Origin of the sequence: Clostridium sp. 1001283B150210_160208_E6, assembly GCF_015669365.1 — a bacterium.
GTDB classification, from domain to species: domain Bacteria; phylum Bacillota; class Clostridia; order Clostridiales; family Clostridiaceae; genus Clostridium; species Clostridium paraputrificum.
Genome location: NZ_JADPAA010000003.1, coordinates 271,373 through 288,947, shown reverse-complemented (window position 1 = coordinate 288,947; position 17,575 = coordinate 271,373). Strand labels below are relative to the sequence as shown.

Sequence of the window (17,575 nt, the reverse complement as noted above, 5' to 3'; positions counted from 1 at the left end):
TATAGCACTCTTACCGAATCATCATCAGGTATAATATTTTCGAAACTTATTGGGAAACCTATTTGGTGAATAGGTATAATATTGTTTTTTTTCATATTAATATTATACGAAAAGAAGAGAATTCAAATTCATGAATTCTCTTCTTTCTTTTTATCCGATTGTATCAAATTTATTTTGATACAGCCCCTTTTCAGTTTGTTGAAAAACCCCCTGTTAAAAACAGAGGGTTTTTCTTGCATAATTGTAGGTATAAATTAATGAAAAATTGTATAAGTATTTTTCTAAATAACATAGAAAATCAATATTGATTTCTTTAAATCTAGAAAATAGCTTAGTAGCTATCTTTTTCATGTTCTGAACAGCTGCTGTTAGCAAACATTGTTCTCGAACATTTTCATTTCCGCGCATACGCGCATAGCGAAGCCCATGGAGATTCTTGGAATCCGCAAAGCTTCGCTCAACTGTTTCTTTTCTTCTTTTATATATACCTTTACCTTTTTCACTCTTTAAAAAGTTTTTATTATCGTCTTTATGATCTTCCCATACATGACGCCTTACTATTTTATATTTACTTTTTTCACTAATACACTTATCTCTTAGTGGACAATTAGTGCATATTTCTTCAAAACATCTATATTCTTTATAACCTTCACGAGTTGTAGTTTTATAAATAAGAGCAAAATTATTAGGGCAAATATAAATATCTTTATCAAAATCATATACAAACTTATTCTTAGTAAACATTCCTTTTTTATGAGGTGATCGTCTGTATGCAACTACAGGGACTAAATTTCTATCAACAAGTCCTTTAAAAATAGGATTAGTAGAATAGCCAGCATCAAGGCCAATATATTTAGTTTTCTTTGGAAAGTCAAAAGTATTAGTTATCCTATCAAGTCGCTTTAAAATAGGGTCGGTATCGCTAACGTTACCTGGGGTAACGTGTACGTCAACTATAATATTATTTTTACTATCAACAGTTCTATGATCTAAGTAGAAAAAACCTTCTGGTTTATTCTCTCTCATCATATAGCCACTATCAGGATCAGTTGAACTTTTCTTAATTTCTTTTTTAGTCGGAATATATTCTTTCTTTTTGAGAGGCTTCTTTCCATGAGCTATTCTATCTTCATTAACATCTTTATCTAACTGCTCTAGGTACTCCTTTGGAGTGATCTCGACTTCCACTTTTTCAAATTTTCTCTTATTTGCATTAGCCTTTATATGCGTTGAATCAGAATATAGTATTTTTCCTCCAACAAAACCTTTATCTATTGCTTGTTTAACTATGTTATCAAAAATCTTTTGTGGAATATTATTACCTTTAAACTTTCTAGTTCTATTTTTACTTATTGTAGATGCATCTGGTATCTTTTCAGTTATAGAATATCCTAAGAACCACCTATATGCTAAATTAACTTCAATATCTTTTACTAGCTGCCTTTCGGAGCGAATTCCAAATAAATACCCTATAAAAAGCATTTTAAACAAAACAACCGGATCTACACCTGGTCGACCATTTGTATGACAATACAAATCATAGGTTAAATCTTTTATAAATGAAAAATCTATATATTTATCAATCTTCCTTAAAATATGATCTTGTGGAACTAATTGCTCTAGCATAACTATTTCCATAGAATTTTGAACTTTTTCTCTCTCGTGAATCATAATTTTCTCCTGAAATTTTAAATTATAACGTTGAGATTCTATAATAAATTTACATGAAAATAAAGACTGCTGACACTTTGTCAGCAGTCTGAAAAGAACTGCCTTAGGCAGTTCTTTTCTTACGTCTATAAAAGTATAGTTAATTTCATTCCTTTACCTTGAATACTTTCAGCATAAATAGCTCCTGAATGTGCTTCTATTATATCATGAGCTATTGCCATACCTAATCCAGAACCTTCTATCTGGCTTGAAGTATTAGTGCCTCTATAATATCTTTCAAAAATGTATCTTAAGTCTTTTTTAGATACACCTTTGCCATCATCTTCTATTACAATTTTTACCCTAGACTTATTTATTCTTTCAACCTTTACCTCTACATTAACCTTATAGTCGTTATGAAGGAAGGAGTTTATAATTAAATTAATAAAAACTCTTTTAATTAAGTTTTCATCTAAATTAATCTTTATGTCATTCTCATAAAAAGTAAAATTAATTGAGCCATTATTAAATTTATCATCATTCATTATATCTATTATTACATGTCTTATTAAGGAAATAATATTAACTTCTTTTTTATTTAATAGTAAGTTCTTATCCTTAAGATGGGAGGAAAGGTTTAAATCTTCAACTAAATTTTTAATATAATCAACCTTATTAATAATTATGTTGGAATACCTAATTCTTTGTTCATCATTAATTTTATAATCTTTTACAGACATTATTTCTGCATTTCCCCTAATTGAAGTTAAGGGAGTTTTTATATCATGGGATATATTTGAAATCCATTCTTTTCTCATTTCTTCTAGTTTATTTCTTTCAAGTTCATTAGTATACAACCTATTTGAAAGTATATTTAGGCTTTCTCTAACATCTGAATATATTCCTTTCCCAACATTCTCTATAGAATATTTCCCTTTGGATAGATTATTAATTCTATCAACTAACCTCTTAATTGGACGTGTAATATGTATTAAATATATACAGCTAATAAGTAGAATAAAAATTATAACTATTGCTATAAACAATGGAAAATTATGAGCTTTAATTAATTGGTCTTTATTATAAGCAAATATTAATCTTTCAACTTTATTAGGATTAAAAAACAAAAGAGTAGTATAATCATTTCCTTGGAAATAATTGGTAAATAAAAACATGGTTTGATCTGGATTGGTATATAGATTAATTAAGATTTCATTATTATATTCTGTTGGATAGTCCTTTGGTTTATTATAGCTATAAACTTCCTTATTATTTTTATCTAGTATTTGTAGTTTTACATCATTGCTATTTAGTAAAGCTAAACCTTCGGAATCTACATAAATATTATTACTATCACCTAAATGTATATGTGTTTTAAATGAATTAATAAAGTCAGAAGGGTAATAGTTTGAAGTAAAGCTATGTTTAACACTTACATCATATAGTCCTATTGTTATGCAAATTAATATTATTGCAATTATAGAAGAAACTATAAACTTTAATGAAGGTTTAAATATCATTTTTACCCTCCTTTATAAATTTATATCCAAGTCCTATTACTGTAGTTATATATTTAGGATTTGAGGGATCATTTTCAATTTTCTTTCTAAGCTTTCTAATATGAACAGTTATAGTATTATCATATCCAAAGAAATCTTCTCCCCATACCTCATTACAAATCATCTCTTTACTTAAAATCCTATTAGGATTATCAATAAAGTATAAAAGAAGCTTTAACTCTTTTGCAGTAAATTCTAAAAGTTTACCATCCTTATATACTGTTCCTTTATCTTTGTATATTTCTATATTATCAAATTTAATTACTTTATTATCATTTATATTGGTTTTACTAAAGGTTCTAAGACGAGCTTTAGCCCTAAAAGCAACTTCTCTTGCACTAAAAGGTTTTGTAATATAATCATCAGCTCCTAGGGCGAAGCCTAGAAGTCTATCTACTTCTTCTGATTTTGCTGAAAGAAATAGTATTGGAACTTCACTTATTTTTCTTATTTCTTTAAAAACATCATATCCTATAATGTCTGGAAGCATTATATCCAAAAGTACTATATCAGGATTCTCTTTTCTAAATAGTTCTATTCCTTCCTTTCCTGAAGTTGCTCTATAGATATGCTTAAAGCCTTCCATTTTTAAAACAGTAGTTAAAATATCTAAAATTTCAATTTCATCATCTATTAATAAAATTTTATTCATTTCAATCATCCTTTGTTTTTTATAAATTATAACATAAATAGTTTTTCCTAAAATATTTAAGTAAATTAATTAAGATGGATTTAAGACCATTTTTATTTAGAATAAATATCTCTCCATTAAAGTAGTAGTGACAAAAGAAAAAGTGAGGGAAAAACAATGAGAAATAATTTTAAAATAGCTTATAGATTTATAAAGTCTAATAAAGCTCAAACAATTTTAATAGCATTAGGTATTGCTTTAGGAGTTACAGTACAGCTATTCTTAGGGTTACTTATTAATAACTTAAATGATAATTTGTTAAATAAAACAATAGGTAATACCTCTCAGATAACAGTTTCTTCAAAGGATAAGGGAATATCTAATTATCATGAGATTATAGCTAATATAAAAGATAAAGAAGAAGATAAGATTACTAATATAATGGGTGTATTAGATAATCCTGCAATAGTAGAAGAAGGAGATTCTAATAAATCAATTTTAGTTAGAGGACTAGATTTATCTAAAGAAAATGATATTTATGATTTAACTAATAAAATAAGTGAAGGAAAGTTTCCTGAAAATGAAAATGAAGTGCTAATTGGTAAGGGAATAAGTGAAGATTTAAATTTAAAAGTAGATGATGAATTAGTGTTTTCATCTCCTAGCATTGGGGAAAAGAAGGTGAAGGTAACTGGCATAGTTGACTTAAAAGTAAAGGGAATGAATGATTCATGGGTAATTACAACCTTAACTAACTCTCAAAAGATTTTCTCTAAAGAGGGGGAAGTTTCTTCTATAGAAATGAAGATTAATAATGATTATGTTTTTGAAAGTGATGAAATTAGTAAAAATATATCTTCCTACATTCCTAGTGATTTAGATATTGTAAATTGGAAAGAGGACAATGAAAGTTTATTAGATGCGTTAAGTGGACAGAAGACATCAAGTATTACAATACAAGTATTTATTATAATATCTGTAACTATGAGCATTGCTGGAGTGTTAGCTATTTCAGTTATTCAAAAGTCAAAGCAAATAGGAATACTTAAGGCAATGGGAATAAAGGACAGAAGTGCAGCAGCTATTTTTATACTTCAAGGATTAATTTTTGGTGTAGTTGGAGCATTTGCTGGAGGGGTATTAGGAATAACCTTATTTAAGATATTTACAGTTATGGTTAAAACATCTGATGGAAGTCCATTAGTTCCAGGAAATATGTATTATGGATTTATTCTAATGAGTATAATTATTTCAATATTAGCAGCAGTTTTAGCTTCAATAATAGCAGCTAAAAAGTCACTTAAATTAGATCCAATAGACATTATAAGAAACAATTAGGAGGAAATCATGAGTGCATTAGAGCTTAAAAATATAACAAAAGTATATGGAGAAAAAGTAAAGACTAAGGTATTAAATAATACAGATTTAACAATAAATGAAGGAGAATTTGTTTCTATTATAGGACAAAGTGGAAGTGGTAAAAGTACATTGCTAAACATAATGGGAACCTTATCTAAAGGAAGTAGTGGAACACTTTATATTAATGGTATTAATGTAGAAGGCATGAACAAGAATGAACTTGCTGATTTAAGAAATAGTAAACTAGGATTTATATTTCAGTTTCATTATCTTTTGCCTGAATTTACAGTCCTTGAAAATATATTAATGCCTTATTCTATATCTGGAAAGAAAGTAAATAAGGAAATCTTAGAAAGAGCTAATGAGCTTATAGATTTAGTTGGATTAACTAAAGTTAAAAATAACATGGCTACAGATTTATCTGGTGGACAGCAGCAAAGAGCAGCAATAGCTAGAGCGTTAATAAATAGTCCTAAAATAATTTTGGCAGATGAGCCAACAGGAAATTTAGATTCAAATACAACTAATGAGATATATAATCTACTTAGAGATATTAATAAAAAGTATAATACAACCTTTGTAATAATAACTCATGATAATAGAATAGCTGAAAAGGCTGATAGAGTTATAGAAGTATTAGATGGGAATATAATAAAGGATTATTTAAATTAGTTTTATTATAAGAGGAGAGGGTATTTATTTTGAATGGAACAATCAAAATAAATACCCTCTCTAATTTTACTGTCTAATCCACTCTACAACACCAGGTGTAAGTGAAGCTAAATCTTCTTTATCAATTTTATTTACAAAAATCATATCTCTTTCTTCTAAGAAGTCTTTTAAGAATGAAACTATTTCTTCAGAATTCTTATCAGTTTTTACTAAGAAACTTGTAGGCATTAAATGAGCCCATGCTCCTAATGTTTTTATATGTGCTGTTACTTCATAGTCATCACGTTCTTCATGATGATGGTGGTGATGATCATGGTCACCGTGGTCTTCACATCCACATCCACAAGAATGAGATTCTTCTTTTAAATAATAAGTTATTAAATATGTATTCATTTTTGTACCTACCTTTAATTAATGTTTAAATTAATAATAATATAGATAGCTTTTAAATGCTAGTTAAATATAAAATAAATAATTGGCATATACACCTTGTAGGAGTATAATATCTAAGGAATTACATAAAGTAGACTAGCTTAATAAAGAATTTATATAGATAGTAGGAGAGGAATATGGTTAAGATACAGAAGCCTAAATTTATAGATTTAGAAGATGTTCAAGATTTTTATGATGAAGTCATATATGCAGAAGAGATAGTAAGTAAGATTGTTGAGGGATATTCTATAGAAGGAAAAAATGAACGAGGATTAACTATAGATTCCTGCAAGTTTAAAAATGTTATATTTACTAATTGTTCTTTTGAAAATCTTGATTTAATAGATACTAGATTTGAAAGCTGTGATTTATCAAATGTTAACTTAAGTAATAGTGGAATTCATAGAGTTGAATTTGTAAATTGTAAGCTTGTTGGTACAAGGTTTGATGAAAGTAATATAAAAGATGTACTAATTAAAGATTCTATAGGAAGATATTCTAATTTCTCTTTTTCAAAAGTAAATGGAATGCATATATTAAATAGTGATTTTGAAGAGGCAACCTTCCAAGAGGTAAAACATAAGAAGTTAGCAATTGAGGAAAGTAGTTTTATAAATGCATATTGCAATAAAACTTCCTTTGAAAAGGTGGATTTAACCTCCTGTGATATAGATGGTATAAATGTAGATATTGAAGATGTTAGGGGAGCTATTGTTACAACAATGCAAGCATTACATCTAACAAAGTTATTAAATTTGCAAATTAAATAGGATTTTTAACTGACTATAAGCGCAAATTTTGTTATAATAAGACGAAAAAACTAAGACAGATGGAGGAGTTTATGACAATATTAAGTATTATTGCTTCATTTTTTATAGGGTCTATACCTACAGGATTTATTTTAGCTAAGAAGTTTAAGGGAGTAGATATAAGAACTGAAGGTAGTGGAAATATTGGTTCTACAAATGTTAGAAGAGTATTAGGTCATAAATTGGCAGTAGCAACACAAGTTATAGATGTGTTAAAGGGGCTTGTACCTGTAGCAATAGCAATAGGGATACATAAAAGTGGACTTGTAGATATGGATTATTCACTATATGTTTCATTAGTAGCATTAGCTTCTATACTAGGACATAATTTCACACCTTTTCTATCTTTTAAAGGAGGAAAGGGAGTTAACACAACTCTAGGATCTTTCTTTTTATTAAGTCCTTTATCAGTAGTGGTAGGAGTAGCTACTTATTTTATATTAAAGTATTTTACTAAAATTGTATCTATTAGATCTATGGCTCTTGGAATATCTATGCCAATAACTTGCTTATTAACAGGAGCAGATATGACAATTACAATTGCAGCACTTTTATCTGCACTATTATTAATTGTAAGGCATAAAGCCAATATTATTAGAATAATGAATGGTACTGAAAAATAATTTTATAAGGTATAGTAAAAGCCACCTAAGTTTAGGTGGCTTTTAATTTAAGAATACTACTATTATATACAATATTTTAGGCTTTTAGTGTATATTGGTGATATGGAAGTAATAGGAATTTAGAAGTGAATAATTTCAAGGGGGAAAGTTATGAGTGGGAAGTTCAACAGTAACTGTATTTTTTCAACTTTATGCTTATTTTTGGGGGTAATACTAATATTTAATTTTATAGGTTGTGCAGATAATAATGAACCAGCTGTTAAGGAAACACCTAAGTTAGATAATTATATTTTACCTAAACCTTTAAGCTATAAAAAAGGAGAAGGGGAATTTTCATTATCAAAAGATACAATTATATATGTAAAAGGAAATAATAAAGAAGAAACAGAAGAGATATATAAAATAGGGAAATATTTTAAAGATAAGATTAAAACATCTACAGACTTTGAACTAATTATTGATAAGTCATTAGGTGAAATGAATAATAGTATAACATTAACTACTGTAAATGGGGAAAAAAACTTAGGGGATGAAGGTTATAAGTTATCTGTAACAGAGAAAGGGATTGAAATTGTTGCATATACTCCTGAAGGAATATTTAGAGGCATACAAAGTTTAAGACAGCTATTGCCAGTAGAGATAGAGTCAAGAGATGTTGTAGAAAATCATCATTGGAACATTCCTTTTGTAGAAATAGAGGACAAGCCAGAATATGAGTACAGAGGGATAATGATAGATGTAGCAAGGCACTTTTTTCCTGTTGAAGATATAAAGAAGCAGATAGATTTAGTGGCTCAATACAAAATTAATAAGCTCCATTTACACTTAAGTGATGATCAAGGGTGGAGGTTAGAAATTAAAAAGTGGCCTGACTTAACTAATATTGGATCTAAAAGTGAAGTTGGTGGAGGAAAAGGTGGTTATTACACTCAAGAGGATTTTAAGGAAATAGTTAAATATGCTGCTGATAGATATATTGAGGTTATACCAGAATTTGATATGCCAGGTCATACAAATGCTGCTTTAGCCTCCTATGGTTTTTTAAATGCTGATGGTAAGAAGAAGGAGCATTATACAGGTATAGATATTGGATTTAGTTCATTAATGTGTAGAGATGAGAAAACTTATGAATTTATTGAAGATATAATAAGAGAAGTTTCAGAAATATCACCTTCTAAATACATTCATATAGGTGGTGATGAGGCTGATAGTACATCAAAAGAAGATTATAAGTATTTTATGGGTAGAGTTTCTAAAATAGTAGAGAAGCACGGAAAAGTTCCAATTGGATGGGATCCAGCAGATACATCAGAAGATATATCTTCTAACTTTATTCTTCAAAACTGGTCTGGTTCTAATAAATCAGCAAGGGAAAAGAATTTAAAAATGATAATTTCAATAGCTAAAAAATCATATTTAGATATGAAGTATCATGAAGATATAAAGCTTGGGTTAAAATGGGCTGGATATATTTCAATAATTAAAGGGTATGATTGGGATCCTACTAATTATGCTCCTAAGGAGTTGATTTTAGGAATTGAAGCTCCTCTTTGGAGTGAAACCTTGAGAAATCAAGAGGATATGGATTATATGATTTACCCAAGAGTTTTAGGATATGCAGAAATAGGATGGACTCCTAAAGAAGGTAGAAATACTGGAGAATATATTCAAAGAATGAAAGAAAATGCAAAGAGATTAGAACTTCAAGGAGTTAATTATTATAAAGATCCAAGCCTTTGGAAATAAGAAATAAAAGGGTTAAATTCTCATTGTGAGAATTTAACCCTTAATTATTATACTATTTAGTATAGTTATCAAAATATCCTTGGATGTATATAATAGGAGTTCCTTTATCACCACTACCAGATGTTAAGTCAGATAAAGAACCTATTAAATCAGTAAGTCTTCTTGGAGTTGTTCCTTGAGAAGCCATATTACCAACTAAGTCTGCATCCTTATTCTTAATGTATTCAGATATAGCCTTCTTTAATTCTTCACCCTTTAAATCAGCGAAATCATTATCAGCAAGGTATTTTAATTTGATTTCATTTGGAGTTCCTTCTAAGCCAGCAGTATAAGCAGGAGATACAACTGGGTCAGCAAGTTCCCATATCTTACCTACAGGATCCTTGAAAGCACCATCTCCATAAACCATAACTTCAACTTCTTTTCCTGTCTTTTCTTTTAATAGAGCTTGAATTTTATCAACTATTGGTTGACAGTTACGAGGGAAAAGCTTAACTTTGTCTTCTGTAGATTTGTTAGAACCTAAAAGACCATAAGCTTCATTACATCCACTTCCATCAATTGATTCTGATAATATGTTATCAAGGCTGTATATCTTTTCTCCACCATTAGCCTTTAAAATTCTCTTAGTTCTAAATCTTGAGTGAATATCACAAGCTAGTACACTCTTTGTATAATTTAAAATTGTTTTTGCATCATTAGAGAAGATTACTTCACATTCTACACCATATTCTTCAATTAATGACTTGTAGTATTCAACATAGTCAACACCAGTGAAAGGATGCTTATTATATCCAAATAGCTCACGGAATTTTGCTTCTGTTAAAACATCAGTCCATGGATTAACTCCCTTTTCATCTAGCATGTCTAAATCAACTAAGTGATTACCAACTTCATCAGAAGGGTAGCTAAGCATAAGAACTATTTTCTTATGAGCTCCTTTAGCAATTCCTCTTAAACATATAGCAAAACGGTTACGGCTAAGAATTGGGAATATAACACCTATTGTATCTTCACCAAATTTAGCTTGTACATCCTTAGCTATATTATCTATTGAAGCATAATTTCCTTGAGCACGAGCTACTATTGATTCAGTAACTGTAACTACATCCTTATCTTGAATTTCAAATCCTTCAACTTCAGATGCCTTTAATACACTTTCAACAACTATATTTTCAATGCTGTCACCTTCTTTAATAATAGGGCAACGTAATCCTCTAACAACTGTTCCAACTACTCTTTCCACTTTATAATCTCTCCTTAAATAAAAATAAATCTTACCATATACTTGTAATATACTCTAGATAATGATATAAGTAAAATAAATAGATTAAATAGTAGGTATAAGGAGTACTTATATGATTACAAAGTTAGATTTATATAAAGTATTTAGCCAAGTAGTAAAAAGTAAAAGCTTTTCTAAAGCAGCTAAAGAATTGTATATGACACAACCAGCTGTTAGCCAAGCTATAATGGCCCTTGAAAGAGAGTTAGATATAAGATTGTTTAATAGAACTCCTAAGGGAGTGTCTCTTACTAATGAGGGGAGTTTATTATTTGAATATATTAATTCAGCAATGAATTTGATAAAACTTGGGGAAGAAAAGATATTAGAATTTCAAAATCTTGCAATTGGAGAATTAAAGATTGGGGTAGGAGATACAATATCTAAATATTTTCTAGTACCTTTTTTAGAAAAGTTTCATAATAAATATCCTAATATAAAGTTCAAAATCAACAATAGTACAACCTTGGAACTTTGTGAATTATTAAAATCAGGAGATATTGATATTGCCATATGTAACCTTCCAATAGAAGATCCTTCAATTGAATCAAAGTCTTGTTTTGAAGTAGGAGATATTTTTATATGTGGAGAAAAGTTTAAACATCTATCAAAAGAAAGTATAGAATTTAATGAGATATGTAAATACCCTTTAATATTTTTAGAGCCTAATTCTAATTCAAGAAAGTATGTTGAAAAGTTTTTGCTTTCTAAGGGAGTTAAAATATCTCCAGAGTTTGAACTTGGCTCATATGATTTACTTTTAGAATTTGCAAAGATAAATTTAGGGGTAGCATGTGTTGTAAAAGAATTTACTAAGGAATATTTAGAAGAAGGCATGATATACCAAGTGAAGTTGAAAGAAGATATTCCAAGAAGAAGTATAGGTATTTGTCATTTGAAAAGTGTTCCTATGTCCATAGCCTCAACTAAGTTTGTTGAGATAATTAATAAGGGAATATAGAATTGTAAATAATATAATACTGTGATATTATAAAATCTCAATATAAGATACGAAGGAGAAATGTAGAGTATGAGCGATTTTCCAAATTGTCCAAAATGTAATTCTGAATACACTTATGAGGATGGAAGTCTTTTTGTTTGTCCAGAATGTGCTTATGAATGGAGCAAAGAAGGAAACAATGAAGCTAGCGATGATGTTTTAGTTGTTAAAGATTCTAATGGAAACATTTTAAGTGATGGAGATACTGTTACAATAATTAAGGACCTTAAAGTAAAAGGTGCATCATCTGCTTTAAAAAAGGGAACTAAGGTTAAAAACATAAAATTAGTAGAAGGTGACCATAACATAGATTGTAAAATTGATGGATTTGGTGCTATGAGTCTTAAATCTGAATTTGTTAAAAAACTTTAGTATAAAAATTAACTGGACAAAACAGATGTCCAGTTAATTTTTTGTTTTATATACATAAAATGATGAAAATAGAGATATTAATTGAATTTTATACATTTTACTCTTTAACGTAAGGTGTAATTTGGAATATAATAATATAAAGTACATTTTTTGAAAGGTGATGAATATGGGGTTAGGTAAATTTGTAAAGAAGACAATAAATGTTGTTGGAACTGCTGCTAAGGTGGGTGTTGAACTGGGGGCTGATGCTGTTGGTGCAATAGCAGAAAAGATTGATGATAACCCAGAGAGCAAGGAAAAATATCAAAACATGGGAAAGAAACTTGGTGCTAATATTAAGAGTGGTGCAAGTAAAATAGCTGATAGTTCATTAGATGTGGTTGATAATGCAGTAGAATCAGGAAGTAAAATCTGCAAAAATATTGGAGACGAAATTAGTGAAAAGATAAGTTCTGTTAAGGCAAAAGGTACAGATGCTAAAAAAAGTACTGTTGTTAAGAATGTAGATTTTGAAGAAGTAAAAGAAGAGGGAAATTACGGAACTATTAATTTGGATAATGAAGATAGGTAAAGAGGTAAGTAGGTAAAGAGGTATAAGATAATTAAGATAAGCGAGATAATTAGGATAATCAAGATAATTAGGATAAAATAGATGAGGAGGAAATTCTGCTGTCGCTAGAATTTCTAAAATATATGGTTCGGGGTGTAGGCTTAGAGTTTTATTCCTGGAATATAGTTTTTATTTTGATTTGAGTTTGGTGGAAGAGGAATCGAGGCAATCGAGGTAAAAAGAGAAGAAGGTAAAGAGGTAAAAAGATACAAGATAATCAAGATAAATAGGATAAAATTGATAAGGTAAAAAGGATGTGGAAGAAACACTGCTTGTGTTTCTTCTTTTTTATAAAATAAATGTTGCAGTGCGTGGAAGATAATGGTAACATTAAAACATAACAGTGTTATTAAAAATAATTATGATACCAAAAGAGGGGAAGTAAATGGGAAGAGAAGGACAAAGTAAGAGAAGTGAACGTATTAAGCAAGAGATATTAGATACAGCTATGGAAATAGGGATAGAAGAAGGATTTGAAGCTCTAACAGTTAGAAAAATAAGTGATAGGATGGATTATACAACAGGTGTTATATATCATCATTTTAAGGATAAGCAAGAAATAATTGATGAGATTCAAAAAAATGCAAACTTAGAGATGAAAGAAAGAATCTTAGCAGCGCTAAAGCCAAATGGGGGATTTATAGAGAATACTACTAGAGTTTTTCATAGCATAATGGAATTGGCCATCAATGAAAGGGAAAGATACAATCTTATTGTTTTGGATAAGTATTCTATAAATAAGAATGAAGAGAATAGTCAATTTCTTCATCTACTAGAAGCTAATATTGAAAAGGGGATAGAGCTTGGAGAAATCAAAAAGGTAGATGTTAAGAAAACAGCCCTTTGTATCTGGAGTTCATTTTTAGGATTCAATTTAATTATGAGTAAAACTAAGAGTATAACTATGGAAGAAGCGGAAGAGTTATTTAAGGTTCAAACATCATTAATTTTTGGTGGATTAAAAAAATAAGGGAGAGAAGGGAATTGAAAAGAATGGGAAAGATTATTTTAATTATTTTAGGGATTTTGGCTGTACTGTTTATTGTAGCTATGTTATTTTTCAAGAGCTACTTAAATCTTAACACTAAAGAATTAAGTCCAAATGAAAAGATATTAAATGGAGACACTGATAAGAAGGCTTTAGTGCTATATCAAAAATCAAAGCATGACACTGCTACTAATATTACTATGGCATTAGCTGAAGAGTTAAATAAAAATGGATACACTGTAGTTATAAATCATCCATCCTCAAAATTGAATTATAATGTTGATGATTATGATCTTTTAGTATTTGGTAGTGCTGTTTATATGGGAACAGTATCAGAGCCATTACAAAAATATATGGATAATGCTCCTTTAGAAGGTAAGGATGTTATCGTTTATTCTGTTGGAGGTTCTCTAGATGAAAAGCAGGAACTAGAATTGCTGAAAGGTAAAGCTTCTAGAGCAAAGAGTGTTGAAGGTATTAAAGTGTCTAAGGGACAAGAGGATGTAATGAAAAGCTTTATAGAAAAGTGCATAAACAAATAAATATATAAATATATGTTTTTGTAAATATATGAATATACCAATATATAAATATGGGAAGCTCTAGAATTTTTCTAGGGCTTATTGTTTTATATTTAGGAAATCATAATTGCAATTAAATTGTGATAGCTTCAATTTTTAATGCTCATAAAGTTTATTCTTCATAAAATCACAAAGTAGCTTGGGAAATATTGTGTGAATTTTCTGAAAAGAACTTGAATATGAACAAAATAGTTTTTAAAATATAAATTGTATACAATATTTACCAAAATGTTGGTGAATAAAAATACTAAAGGTATAAAGGGGGAATATGCTATGCATATTAAAAAAAGAATTAAAAGGATGGCAGCCTTTGTAGTATTCTTAGGAATACTTTTTACACTAATGCCATGTAAACTAACCAGCGCTTCGGCTTCGGGAGTACCTGGAAAACCAACATTGTCATCTGATCAGTATGGAGTTGATTATGATGGTGACTACAACATTACAATGAACATGTATTATGGAAATAATGCAACAAGCTATAAGCTTTATGAGAGGTATGGAATTAATGGTGAGTATAGGGTTATCTCTGAAGGTGAGTTAACAGATGGTACACCGGCAGTTCAATCAAAGGTTCTAGAGGTAAGAGGAAGACAAAATATAGGCATTTACAGTTACTATACAGAGTTTATAAATAGTTATGGAAGTACTTGTAGTGATGTACTTGAGGTAAGAGTAGGAAAAGATGGAGAGGCTAAGATTATTATAGATAAAGTTGATAATGAAGGTATTCAATATCAAACTATAATTGCTCAATGTAAAGAAAGTTATAAAATAACTAATAGGAAAAATACTTCATCAAAATTTAGTGTTATTTCAAGTAATACTTCTGTTGTAAAAGCTTCAATTGAAGATGGTAATATTTTGGTAGTTGAAGGAGTATCAGCAGGAAGATCAGGAATTAAAATTGTAGATGAATCTACTGGTGATATAAGACAAATTGGGTTTAGAGTAAAGAATTCTGATGGATCTTTACCTGGTATGCCAGATTATTTATCAATTGGACAAGTATCAGAGGATACTGATAATGATTTGAACTTTTGGAAAGATACAAGTAATAATGATACTAATAAACGTTGCGACATAAGATATATTTATGTTAATGGAGGACCATTTGGTGGCTGGAGAAGTTGGACAACAGAAGATGGAGATAGAGTAAAAAGCTATATTCGCGAAAGTTTAAAGCTTGGTATGATACCATTCTTTGTTTATTACAATATACCAGATAGTGGTGAAAGTTATGAATTAGATTTAAAACATATAAATGACAAAGCATATATGGAGGGATATTACAAAGATTTGAAATTCTTTTTAGATATTTGTAATGAGTATGCAGGTGACGAAACTGTTGGGATGATTTTTGAACCTGATTTTTTAGGTTATATGATGCAGCAGAATAAGAAAGATCCATCAACAATAAGTGCACTAGTGGATACAGCATACACTTCAGGAGTCCTTGAAAAAGGAAAAGATCCTACATTTGAAAATTCAGTTAAGGGATTAGTAGAATCTATAAACTACACAGTAAGAAAAGAGTATAAGAATGCATATTTTGGATGGCAATTTAATATTTGGTCTTATGATAGTACAGAAATACCTAACCAAGGTTTACTTCATAAAACAGAGTTTATTGGCTGGGATAATGGTAGACAGTTTATAAAACAAGTTGCTCAAGAAACTGCAGATTACTATAAATCAGCTGGAATTACTTCATATGATGCTGACTTTATATCTATTGATAAATATGGATTAGATGGTGCATATGAAGACAACGCAGCAACAAATCCTGAAGGGTCAAAATGGTTGTGGAATGCAGATATATGGAATAACTATTTACTATATACTAAGACTTTACATGAGGTTACAGAAAAACCAGTTATTCTATGGCAAATTCCAGTAGGGCACTTAAATAGTAGTGAAGAGCCTAACCCATATAATGGAGGCAAATTTGATGATTTAACCAACGCTGTAGGAAATTATGAGGACTCTGCACCAACTTATTTATTTGGAGATACTTTTAATGCTAGTTCTGATGCAAGAAAAGAATATTTTAGTAAAAATCTTGCTAATGATTCAAAAATAAAGGTAGAAGGAAATAAAATTACTTGGGGAGACCATATGGAAGAGACCAAAGATGCTGGTGTGGTTTCAATTTTATTTGGTGCTGGCGTTAATGCAAGTACTGATGCAGTTGGATCACCAGCCCCAGATAATTATTGGTGGATTACAAAAGCACAAAGATATTTGAAAAATCCTTTAAGTCTTGATAGTACAATAAATCCACCAACACCTTCTGATGAAAAGCCATTAAGTCCAGAGATATCTTCATCATCATTGGAGAGTAATGGTAATTATACATTAAGTGTTAAAATTCAATCAAATTCTAAAGCTAAAGAGTACAAGCTATATGAAAATGGTAAAGTTATAAAGGATGGCTCTGTTACTACATCTGAAACAACAATAATGCATGAAATATTAAATAAGCCAACTGGAACTTATATGTATCAGGCTGAGCTTATTAATGGAAGTGCGTCTAGTACAAGTCAAATTATAACAGTAAAAGTAAGTAATAATGTGGTTCCACCTATAGATGTTCCACTAAAAGCTACATTAGAAGTTGATAAAAGTTCTAATGATGGTAATTATAACTTAATTATTTCTATACCTGAAAAGTCTAATGCTACTTCCTACAATTTGTATGAAGATGACAAAATTATAAAAACAGGAGATGTTTCAACTCTTTCACAAGTAATTAATGTTAATTTTACTAATAAGATTAAAGGCACATATGTTTATAGAGTGGATTTAATTAATAAAGATGCTACAACTAAGGGCGATACGATAACTGTAAATTGTAATCCTACAGTAGTTGAAAGTGGAGTAAAGGTTGAATATGCTACAACAGCTGACTGGGGTACAGGTGCAAACTTTCAAATTACTATATTTAATAATACAGATATGGATTTAGTAGATTGGACTTTGCGTTTTGATTTTGATAAAAAGATAAATTCTATTCCAGATGTGAACTTCACACAGAATGGAAGTACTTATACTATAACACCAAAATCATGGAATAATGTTATACCTAAAGGCGGAAAACTTGTTTTGTTTGGTGGATGTGAAGGTAACGTAAATAACTTAAATATATATAATGTAAAAGTGAATTAGAAAAAGAGCTTATACTAAAGTGTGATTTAGTATAAGCTCTTTTTATTATTTAAATTTAGAAAATGCAGAAGGCCAAAATTATATGATTTA

Annotated in this window: 16 protein-coding genes; 11 read left to right on the top strand and 5 right to left on the bottom strand. The window is 29.4% G+C overall.

What is annotated here, in order from left to right:
- Positions 1-213: 213 nt before the first annotated feature.
- The 3 genes from I4V16_RS06140 to I4V16_RS06130 all read right to left on the bottom strand — a co-directional run bounded on the left by I4V16_RS06140 (position 214) and on the right by I4V16_RS06130 (position 3,861).
- Positions 214-1,671 carry an IS1182 family transposase gene (locus I4V16_RS06140; RefSeq protein ID WP_055185269.1) on the bottom strand — a complete coding sequence of 486 codons (1,458 nt, stop codon included), beginning with the start codon at positions 1,669-1,671 and terminating at the stop codon, positions 214-216.
- A 125-nt stretch (positions 1,672-1,796) separates the two neighbouring features.
- Complete coding sequence (locus I4V16_RS06135) at positions 1,797-3,170, bottom strand: HAMP domain-containing sensor histidine kinase (protein WP_049178290.1); 1,374 nt, start codon at positions 3,168-3,170, stop codon at positions 1,797-1,799.
- Positions 3,160-3,861, bottom strand: a complete 702-nt coding sequence (locus I4V16_RS06130) for a response regulator transcription factor (protein ID WP_243282789.1) — start codon at positions 3,859-3,861, stop codon at positions 3,160-3,162. The genes I4V16_RS06135 and I4V16_RS06130 overlap by 11 nt, the downstream gene beginning before the upstream one ends.
- A gap of 156 nt (positions 3,862-4,017) precedes the next feature.
- Here I4V16_RS06130 and I4V16_RS06125 point away from each other — a divergent pair, with 156 nt between their 5' ends.
- Positions 4,018-5,178 (top strand): FtsX-like permease family protein, encoded by a 1,161-nt coding sequence (locus tag I4V16_RS06125; protein WP_049178292.1) that lies wholly within the window; start codon positions 4,018-4,020, stop codon positions 5,176-5,178.
- A gap of 6 nt (positions 5,179-5,184) precedes the next feature.
- Complete coding sequence (locus I4V16_RS06120; protein ID WP_099329948.1) at positions 5,185-5,871, top strand: ABC transporter ATP-binding protein; 687 nt, start codon at positions 5,185-5,187, stop codon at positions 5,869-5,871.
- A 66-nt stretch (positions 5,872-5,937) separates the two neighbouring features.
- On the opposite strand, the gene I4V16_RS06115 is transcribed toward I4V16_RS06120, so the two are convergent.
- Positions 5,938-6,264, bottom strand: coding sequence for a hypothetical protein (locus tag I4V16_RS06115; RefSeq protein WP_049178294.1), 327 nt, complete (start codon positions 6,262-6,264; stop codon positions 5,938-5,940).
- A gap of 176 nt (positions 6,265-6,440) precedes the next feature.
- On the opposite strand from I4V16_RS06115, the gene I4V16_RS06110 reads away from it, so the two are divergent.
- From I4V16_RS06110 to I4V16_RS06100, 3 genes are all read left to right on the top strand, one after another.
- The gene (locus tag I4V16_RS06110) at positions 6,441-7,073 is read left to right on the top strand and encodes a pentapeptide repeat-containing protein (RefSeq protein WP_049178295.1); all 633 of its coding nucleotides are present in this window, start codon (positions 6,441-6,443) and stop codon (positions 7,071-7,073) included.
- 71 nt (positions 7,074-7,144) lie between these two features.
- Complete coding sequence (plsY, locus tag I4V16_RS06105; RefSeq protein ID WP_049178296.1) at positions 7,145-7,735, top strand: glycerol-3-phosphate 1-O-acyltransferase PlsY; 591 nt, start codon at positions 7,145-7,147, stop codon at positions 7,733-7,735.
- Between the two features lie 150 nt (positions 7,736-7,885).
- Complete coding sequence (locus tag I4V16_RS06100; protein WP_049178297.1) at positions 7,886-9,481, top strand: beta-N-acetylhexosaminidase; 1,596 nt, start codon at positions 7,886-7,888, stop codon at positions 9,479-9,481.
- A gap of 52 nt (positions 9,482-9,533) precedes the next feature.
- On the opposite strand, the gene I4V16_RS06095 is transcribed toward I4V16_RS06100, so the two are convergent.
- Positions 9,534-10,727: a coenzyme F420-0:L-glutamate ligase gene (locus tag I4V16_RS06095; protein ID WP_027097763.1), complete on the bottom strand. Its 1,194-nt coding sequence runs from the start codon at positions 10,725-10,727 to the stop codon at positions 9,534-9,536.
- Between the two features lie 112 nt (positions 10,728-10,839).
- On the opposite strand from I4V16_RS06095, the gene I4V16_RS06090 reads away from it, so the two are divergent.
- The 6 genes from I4V16_RS06090 to I4V16_RS06065 all read left to right on the top strand — a co-directional run bounded on the left by I4V16_RS06090 (position 10,840) and on the right by I4V16_RS06065 (position 17,485).
- Entirely contained in the window at positions 10,840-11,727 is an 888-nt protein-coding gene (locus tag I4V16_RS06090) for a LysR family transcriptional regulator (protein WP_049178298.1), read from the top strand.
- A 69-nt stretch (positions 11,728-11,796) separates the two neighbouring features.
- Complete coding sequence (locus I4V16_RS06085) at positions 11,797-12,138, top strand: zinc ribbon domain-containing protein YjdM (protein WP_049178299.1); 342 nt, start codon at positions 11,797-11,799, stop codon at positions 12,136-12,138.
- 166 nt (positions 12,139-12,304) lie between these two features.
- The gene (locus tag I4V16_RS06080) at positions 12,305-12,709 is read left to right on the top strand and encodes a hypothetical protein (protein ID WP_049178300.1); all 405 of its coding nucleotides are present in this window, start codon (positions 12,305-12,307) and stop codon (positions 12,707-12,709) included.
- A 424-nt stretch (positions 12,710-13,133) separates the two neighbouring features.
- Positions 13,134-13,718, top strand: coding sequence for a TetR/AcrR family transcriptional regulator (locus tag I4V16_RS06075; protein WP_195631415.1), 585 nt, complete (start codon positions 13,134-13,136; stop codon positions 13,716-13,718).
- Positions 13,719-13,741: 23 nt separating this feature from the next.
- On the top strand, positions 13,742-14,278 hold the full coding sequence (locus tag I4V16_RS06070) for a flavodoxin domain-containing protein (RefSeq protein ID WP_207747064.1): 537 nt from the start codon (positions 13,742-13,744) through the stop codon (positions 14,276-14,278).
- Between the two features lie 312 nt (positions 14,279-14,590).
- Entirely contained in the window at positions 14,591-17,485 is a 2,895-nt protein-coding gene (locus tag I4V16_RS06065) for a cellulose binding domain-containing protein (protein ID WP_195966582.1), read from the top strand.
- Positions 17,486-17,575: the final 90 nt, after the last annotated feature.